The organism is Halomonas sp. (assembly GCF_052095695.1).
Classification (GTDB): Bacteria; Pseudomonadota; Gammaproteobacteria; order Pseudomonadales; family Halomonadaceae; genus Vreelandella.
Genome location: NZ_JBQDLQ010000020.1, coordinates 41,607 through 48,286 on the forward strand (window position 1 = coordinate 41,607; position 6,680 = coordinate 48,286).

Genomic DNA, 6,680 nt, shown 5'->3' on the forward strand with positions numbered 1-6,680 from the left:
GAGGCAACGTGTATGAAACCAGGGCATACCGGCTTAACACATTTGGTTCACTCCACGCGTTATTCATGGAAAGGCCTTAAAGCCGCGTTTAGAAACGAATCGGCTTTTCGTCAGGAAGTTGGCATCACGGCGGTTATGCTGCCGTTTGCCTGGTGGATTGGTGAGGGCCCTGTTAGCTGGCTGCTGCTCGTGGGAAGCCTGTTTTTGGTGCTGATAGTAGAGCTGCTCAATAGTGCGATTGAAAACGTGGTCGATCGCATTGGCACCGAGCATCACGAGCTTTCTGGGCGGGCTAAGGACATTGGCTCTGCGGCGGTTATGCTGTCGCTGATTATGGCCGGGCTTACCTGGGGGCTGTTAGGTTGGGAAAAATTCTATAGCTAAGTCGGGGTTGGAAGGCCAAGTTTAATAACTAGCTAACTAGACGAACTTTTTCAACGCCGATAAACGTGCTTGGCAGCGAGGTGATCATGCAAGTGAACAACGATTTTTTACCGTTGTCGACGCTGCCAGCGTCGTTACAAACAGTGGCCCAATCTGCTTGGCAGCGCTTGGTTGAGGCGCTAGCCCAGGCGGATAATGTCGCCGAGATGACTCAGCAGGAGCTGCCCTCAAGTAACTGGCAGGGCCTTTCTGAAGCCCGTCGCGAGGCCCTGGCTAGAGTGCTGTCGATCTCAACCTTCTTGGTGGATAGCCTTGCCCGATACCCGCACTGGCTGACGGAGCTTGATGTCGCCGGCGAGCTAGACGTAAACCCAGGGCGCGAAGCGCTGGAAAACTGGCTGAATGAGTCGCTTGAGCGGATCGATGACGAAGAAGGTATGCAGCGAGTAATACGCCGTTTTCGCCGTCAGCGTATGCTGGGCATTATCTGGCGTGATCTTAACCGAGTGCCCAACCACTCCATGTGGGATACCGCCGCGGCGGTGTCTGGGCTTGCCGAGCTATGCCTTGAAGCTGCGCTAACCTGGCTTGAGCAGTTTTACGCCACACGCTGGGGCACGCCCGCTCCACGCAAAGACGGGACGCCCCAGCGGCTGGTTATTTTAGGGATGGGCAAGCTGGGGGCCAGGGAGCTTAATCTTTCCTCTGATATCGATCTTATCTTTGCTTTTCCCGAAAAAGGCGAAACCCAGGGCGGGCGGAAACCGTTAGAACATCAGGAGTATTTTACTAAGCTGGGCCAAAAGCTAATTGCCGCGCTGGATGCTATGACTGCCGATGGTTTTGCCTTCCGCGTTGATATGCGCCTGCGGCCACTAGGCGATGGAGGCCCGCTAGTAGGCAGTTTTGCGATGCTGTCCAGCTACTATCAAGATCAGGGCCGCGAGTGGGAACGTTATGCCATGCTGAAGGCGCGCCCGGTGGCGGGCGATGTAGATGCAGGGCATGAGCTGCTAGCAGGGCTGCGTCCCTTTGTGTATCGCCGCTATCTGGATTTTGGCGCGATTGAGTCGCTGCGCGAGCTGAAAGCGATGATTAATCGCGAAGTAAAGCGCAAAGGTATGCAGAGCAATATCAAGCTTGGCCCTGGCGGCATTCGCGAGGTTGAGTTCGTAGTGCAGGCCTTTCAGCTAATTCGCGGCGGTCGCGATACGGAGCTGCAGGTGACGTCGCTGAAAACCGCGCTCAACCGATTGCCCGAGCTAGGCTTGTTGCCTCAAGCTGTGGTTGATGAGCTACTGCCCGATTACGCTTTTTTACGCGATATTGAGCACGCACTTCAAGCGCTGGAAGATCGCCAGACACAGACCTTGCCTATCGATGATAGTGATCGTGAGCGGGTGGCCTTTGCCATGGGCCATGAAGATTGGTCTGGCTTGATGGCGCAGCTTGATGAAGTGCGTGAACGGGTGCGCCAGCACTTTGATGCGGTGATCGCGGACCCCGAAGACGATGTCGACGAGGCAAATGATGCCAGCCAGTTGGGTTTGGCTCAGTGGCGGCTAATGTGGCGCGGCGAGTTAGACGCAGACGAGGCCATCGCGCATCTTACCGAGGCAGGTTTTCACGAACCCGAAAAAGCCCTTAAGCGGCTGCAGAGCCTGTATCACTCGCGCCAAGTACAAAGCATGCAGCGGATTGGCTTTGAGCGGCTGGACGCACTAATGCCGCTCTTACTGGATGCCGTGGCGAGTAACGATGCGCCGGACACGGCCCTTGTGCGCGTGCAGCCGTTAATTGAAGCCGTCTTACGGCGTACCGCTTACCTTGCGCTATTGCGCGAAAATCCGCATGCGCTTGAGAACCTTATGCACCTGTGCGCTGCCAGCCCCTGGATTGCCGAACAGCTGTCGCGCTACCCCATTTTGCTCGACGAGCTGTTGACGCCAGAGACGCTATATACGCCTGCCGATAAGGCACGCTTGGCGGACGAGCTGCGCCAAACGCTGAACCGCTTGCCCGAAGATGATGAAGAGGCGCAGCTGGAGGCGCTGCGGGTCTTTAAGCATGCCAAAACGCTGCACGTCGCCGCCTCCGATGTTGCGGGTACTCGGCATTTGATGAAAGTGAGTGATTACTTAACCTTTATTGCCGAAGTGATTCTTGACGCGGTGCTGGCGATGGCGTGGAAGCACATTACGCGTAAGCACGGCGTGCCTGAGGGGGTCAATGCCAGTGAGGCCGAGTTTTTAATTATTGGCTACGGCAAGCTGGGTGGCATTGAGTTGGGCTACAGCTCCGATTTAGACCTGGTGTTTTTGCATGATAGCGACGGCAAAGGTGCGACTGACGGCCCCAGGCCCATTGATACAACGATGTTTTTTACCCGCCTGGGTCAGCGCATTATTCACCTGCTGACGGCGGTGACGCCGGCGGGCAGTCTTTATGAGGTTGATATGCGCCTGCGACCTTCGGGCAATTCAGGGCTATTGGTCACATCATTGAAAGCCTTTGCCGATTACCAGCATCAGAATGCCTGGACCTGGGAGCATCAGGCATTAGTGCGCGCACGGGTCGTGGCAGGCAGCGGTTTACTCGCCGAAAAATTTGGCAGCCTTCGGGGCGACATTTTATCTCGTCAGCGTGATAACGCCGCGTTGCGAGACGAAGTCGTCAAAATGCGTCAGAAAATGCGCGATCATCTGGGCAGTAAAGCCACCAGCGATACGTTCAATGTTAAGCACGATGCGGGCGGGATGGTCGACATCGAGTTTCTTTGCCAGTACGCGGTGTTAGCGCTTGCTAACCAAACTCCGGCGCTGCTGACCTACAGTGATAATGTTCGGATTTTAGAGAGTCTGACAGAGAGTGGGTACTTACCTTTCGATGAAGCAGAGCGCCTTCGAGAAGCCTACCTTGCCTATCGTAGCGCTACTCATCGTGCAGCGCTGACCGGTGAAAAAACGCGTAGCGATGGTGAGGAATTTAGCCGTCAGCGTGAAATAGTGACGGCCCTTTGGCAGCGTTTTCTTGAGCCGCCCATGGCTAACGATCTCTAGCCAGCCGTCGCTATCAACATAATCTGGAAGAATAAATGATGCTAAGGCGCAAGGCAGGGCGAGCCACATGATTGGGCATATTCTGGGCACGCTGCTGCCGGTGTTTTTGATCGCCGGCTGTGGCGCTGTTTACGGGCGCTACCGCACGCCGGATATTCGCAGCCTCAATACGCTAAACATGGAGCTGTTCGTCCCTCTACTAGTGTTTGCCGTGCTGGCCGACCGCCAGGCGCCGCTAGCCGAATACGCTTGGCTCGCCACGGCGGCAGTTGCGGTGGTGCTAGGGTCGGGGCTGGTACTGTGGCCACTGGCTAAATGGCTATCGTTAGACATCAAAACCTTCCTGCCTCCGATGATGTTTAATAATGCAGGCAATATGGGCGTGCCGCTATTGGTGCTGGCCTTTGGTCCTGAGGCGCTGCCCGCGGCGGTCGTGGTATTTATTGTCGAAATGCTGCTGCATTTTTCGATAGGGATTTACATGCTCAATCCGCGCACGTCGCTGTGGCGCATGCTGCGCATGCCGATTGTCTTGGCGAGTGTGGCGGGCTTAGCCGTGAATATTGGTGATTTAGCGCTGCCGGGCTGGCTGCTAGAGGCCATGCATATGCTGGGCGGGGTATGTATTCCGCTCATGCTGTTTGCATTAGGGGTCCGGCTGCTGGAAATCGACTTTAGCGATTGGCGCACGGGCATGCTGGGGGCGGTGCTGTGTCCGCTTTCCGGATTAGTGATTGCCTTGCCGTTAATGTGGCTGCTGCCACTGAATGCGCTGCAAACGGCCGTGCTGCTAGTGTTTGCAACGTTGCCACCTGCAGTATTGAATTACTTGGTTGCAGAGCAATACCAGCTGGCACCGCAAAAGGTAGCTTCGCTGGTGCTGATTGGTAATTTAGGGAGTTTGGTCGTAATGCCGCTAACGTTAGCCGCGGCATTTACCTGGATATACGCACCCGTATCATAAGGCCTATCTCATAAGCCCCGTGTCATAAAGCATCGCTGCAAGCACGATAACCAATAACAGCGATGCCTGACGCTTAGATGCTTAAAGTGACAGGCTAATTAGCGATCATCTTTTACTTCATAACTACCGTCTAATGCGTCCTGGTGGCCTGGGCGCTGTGATGGCGCATGTGGGTTAGCATAGCCGCCACCGATGTCTTGCGCTTGTTCTGCGCGCATTTGCTCCATACGCTTTTTCATCTTATGGCGCATAAACGGCATCATCGCCCAGCCAATCAATAAGAAAAACAGACCAAGCACCACGCCGACGATCATTAGCGCGCCAAACGCCAACCATGTAAAGAGCAGCTTTAAACTGCCGGCTAAACCGGTGGGCTGAGTTTGCGTTGCGCGAGCACGCCATTGGTTAGCCGCTTGCCATGCAGCATTACGTTGGTCGCGATTCATCTGTGGCATTAGAGCCTCCATCATTGACTTGCACAATTGAGTGCACAGTACGCTTTGGAGGCCAGCTTAGCGAATAAGTTCACCTCGGTATGTTGGGCGTATACACAGAGACGTTGCGTTTTACTGAGAGCGCAACTTTGCCAAAAGTTAGCCATTGCTATGTTTGTTTCCATGTGTGAATATAAATTGCTTGAGCTTATCTTGTTGCGAGTTGTTGACTAGCCTCAACGTTCTGGTTTCAGCATCGAGAGCTTTATCGATGTGTTGTGAACATAAGATTTGGACATTCTTGGGGGAAGAGAGCGATGAAGCGAGTAGTAGCTTTACTGGGGATGATGTCCTTTGCACCCTTAATTTCAGCCAATGAGTCACCGCTAAACGTGGTGACAACTATTGGCATGATTGCCGATGTTGCCCAAGAAGTGGGTGGCCAATGCGTTGAAGTAGAAGCGATGATGGGCCCTGGCGTTGATCCCCATCTGTATCAAGCGAATGCCAGCGATGTCGCCATGCTGAGACAAGCAGAGCAAATTCTCTATGCAGGCTATTCCTTGGAAGGCCAGTTAGGCGCTGTGCTGGAAAACTTTTCGCACAGTAAACCGACGCTAGCGGTAGGGCCCTCAGGTATTGATCCCGCTGAGCTTATGACGTCTCAAGATGTGTACGGCATTGACCCCCACTTGTGGATGGACGTTTCGCTTTGGGCGCAAACAATACCTGCAATCAGCGACGCTTTTACGACGGCAAGGCCTGAGTGCCAAGCATCTATCGAAGCCAATGCCACGAAATACGAAGAGCAGTTGAACGCGCTGCACGCGTGGGTGGCTGAAAGTATTGAAAGCATTCCAGAGCGTCGGCGCATTTTGGTAACCGCCCACGATGCCTTTGGCTATTATGGGCGCGCTTACGGTATTGAGGTGGAAGGCATTCAGGGGATTAGCACTGAAACCGAAACCGGTATCGCAGATATTCGGAGCATGACCGATGTGGTGGTGGAGCGTGAAGTCCCCGCTATCTTTGTAGAAAGCACGATTAATCCGCGTACCATTCAAGCGGTCATTGATGCAGCTCGCCAGCGCGGGCATGAGGTTGCTATCGGCGGCGAGCTGTATTCCGATGCAATGGGCGATGCCAATACCGCAGACGGTACTTATATCGGCATGATCTACGCCAACACTCGGCATATTGTAGAGGCGCTGGGAGGCACCTTAGCGCCCATGCCAGACGCGCTTTCTGAATGGGCAGAGCGTTGGGAGATAGCCGAGTGAAGGCACGCAACAGTTTAGCTGCGGAGAGCGTTTATGGTGCGTGATGAGCGTGTCGCGTTAAGTGTTAATGATTTGACTGTTAGCTATCACAGCCAGCCCGTGCTGTGGGATATCAATATCGATATTCCATCAGGTGTTATGGCCGGTATTGTCGGTCCTAACGGTGCGGGCAAAAGCACACTGATTAAAAGCCTGCTGGGATTGGTGCCTTCGCTTTCCGGGGAGGCCTTTATAGATGGAAAGTCGTATAAGTCGCAGCGCAAGCGCGTGGGCTATGTGCCCCAGCGTTCAAGCGTTGACTGGGATTTTCCGACCACCGCACTCGATGTAGTGACGATGGGCCTATATGGTCGGCTGGGGTGGTTTAAACGGCCCGGACGCAAGGAACGCGAAGAGTCGCTTGAGGCGCTCGATATGGTGGGGATGCGCGCGTTAGCGGATCGTCAAATCAGTCAGCTATCCGGTGGCCAGCAGCAGCGGGTTTTTCTCGCTCGCGCCCTGGTTCAGAAGGCTGATGTTTATTTTCTTGATGAGCCAATGGCCGGCGTTGATGCGACCA

The 6,680-nt window shown here is 54.5% G+C and carries 6 protein-coding genes; 5 read left to right on the forward strand and 1 reads right to left on the reverse strand.

The genetic code is table 11. From position 1 onward, the window contains the following. Window positions 1–12: 12 nt before the first annotated feature. The 3 genes from ACTH5D_RS06110 (at window position 13) to ACTH5D_RS06120 (ending at window position 4,407) form a co-directional block, all read left to right on the forward strand. The gene (locus ACTH5D_RS06110; RefSeq protein ID WP_096278136.1) at window positions 13–384 is read left to right on the forward strand and encodes a diacylglycerol kinase; all 372 of its coding nucleotides are present in this window, start codon (window positions 13–15) and stop codon (window positions 382–384) included. An 86-nt stretch (window positions 385–470) separates the two neighbouring features. After that, a complete protein-coding gene (gene glnE, locus ACTH5D_RS06115) occupies window positions 471–3,443 on the forward strand; it encodes a bifunctional [glutamate--ammonia ligase]-adenylyl-L-tyrosine phosphorylase/[glutamate--ammonia-ligase] adenylyltransferase (protein WP_441669293.1) in 2,973 nt (990 codons plus the stop codon). Between the two features lie 67 nt (window positions 3,444–3,510). Then, complete coding sequence (locus tag ACTH5D_RS06120) at window positions 3,511–4,407, forward strand: AEC family transporter (RefSeq protein WP_096278138.1); 897 nt, start codon at window positions 3,511–3,513, stop codon at window positions 4,405–4,407. A 98-nt stretch (window positions 4,408–4,505) separates the two neighbouring features. On the opposite strand, the gene ACTH5D_RS06125 is transcribed toward ACTH5D_RS06120, so the two are convergent. Continuing rightward, window positions 4,506–4,862, reverse strand: a complete 357-nt coding sequence (locus ACTH5D_RS06125; protein WP_096278140.1) for a hypothetical protein — start codon at window positions 4,860–4,862, stop codon at window positions 4,506–4,508. Window positions 4,863–5,158: 296 nt separating this feature from the next. On the opposite strand from ACTH5D_RS06125, the gene ACTH5D_RS06130 reads away from it, so the two are divergent. Continuing rightward, a complete protein-coding gene (locus ACTH5D_RS06130) occupies window positions 5,159–6,121 on the forward strand; it encodes a metal ABC transporter solute-binding protein, Zn/Mn family (protein ID WP_096278142.1) in 963 nt (320 codons plus the stop codon). Window positions 6,122–6,154: 33 nt separating this feature from the next. Continuing rightward, a partial coding sequence (locus ACTH5D_RS06135) for a metal ABC transporter ATP-binding protein (RefSeq protein WP_441669296.1) occupies window positions 6,155–6,680 on the forward strand: 526 nt, incomplete at its 3' end.

Bases quoted from the DNA above. Each gene is read 5' to 3' on its own strand.
- ACTH5D_RS06110 (WP_096278136.1), top strand. From the start codon at position 13: ATGAAACCAGGGCATACCGGCTTAACACATTTGGTTCACTCCACGCGT.
- glnE (WP_441669293.1), top strand. From the start codon at position 471: ATGCAAGTGAACAACGATTTTTTACCGTTGTCGACGCTGCCAGCGTCG.
- ACTH5D_RS06120 (WP_096278138.1), top strand. From the start codon at position 3,511: ATGATTGGGCATATTCTGGGCACGCTGCTGCCGGTGTTTTTGATCGCC.
- ACTH5D_RS06125 (WP_096278140.1), bottom strand. From the start codon at position 4,862: ATGCCACAGATGAATCGCGACCAACGTAATGCTGCATGGCAAGCGGCT.
- ACTH5D_RS06130 (WP_096278142.1), top strand. From the start codon at position 5,159: ATGAAGCGAGTAGTAGCTTTACTGGGGATGATGTCCTTTGCACCCTTA.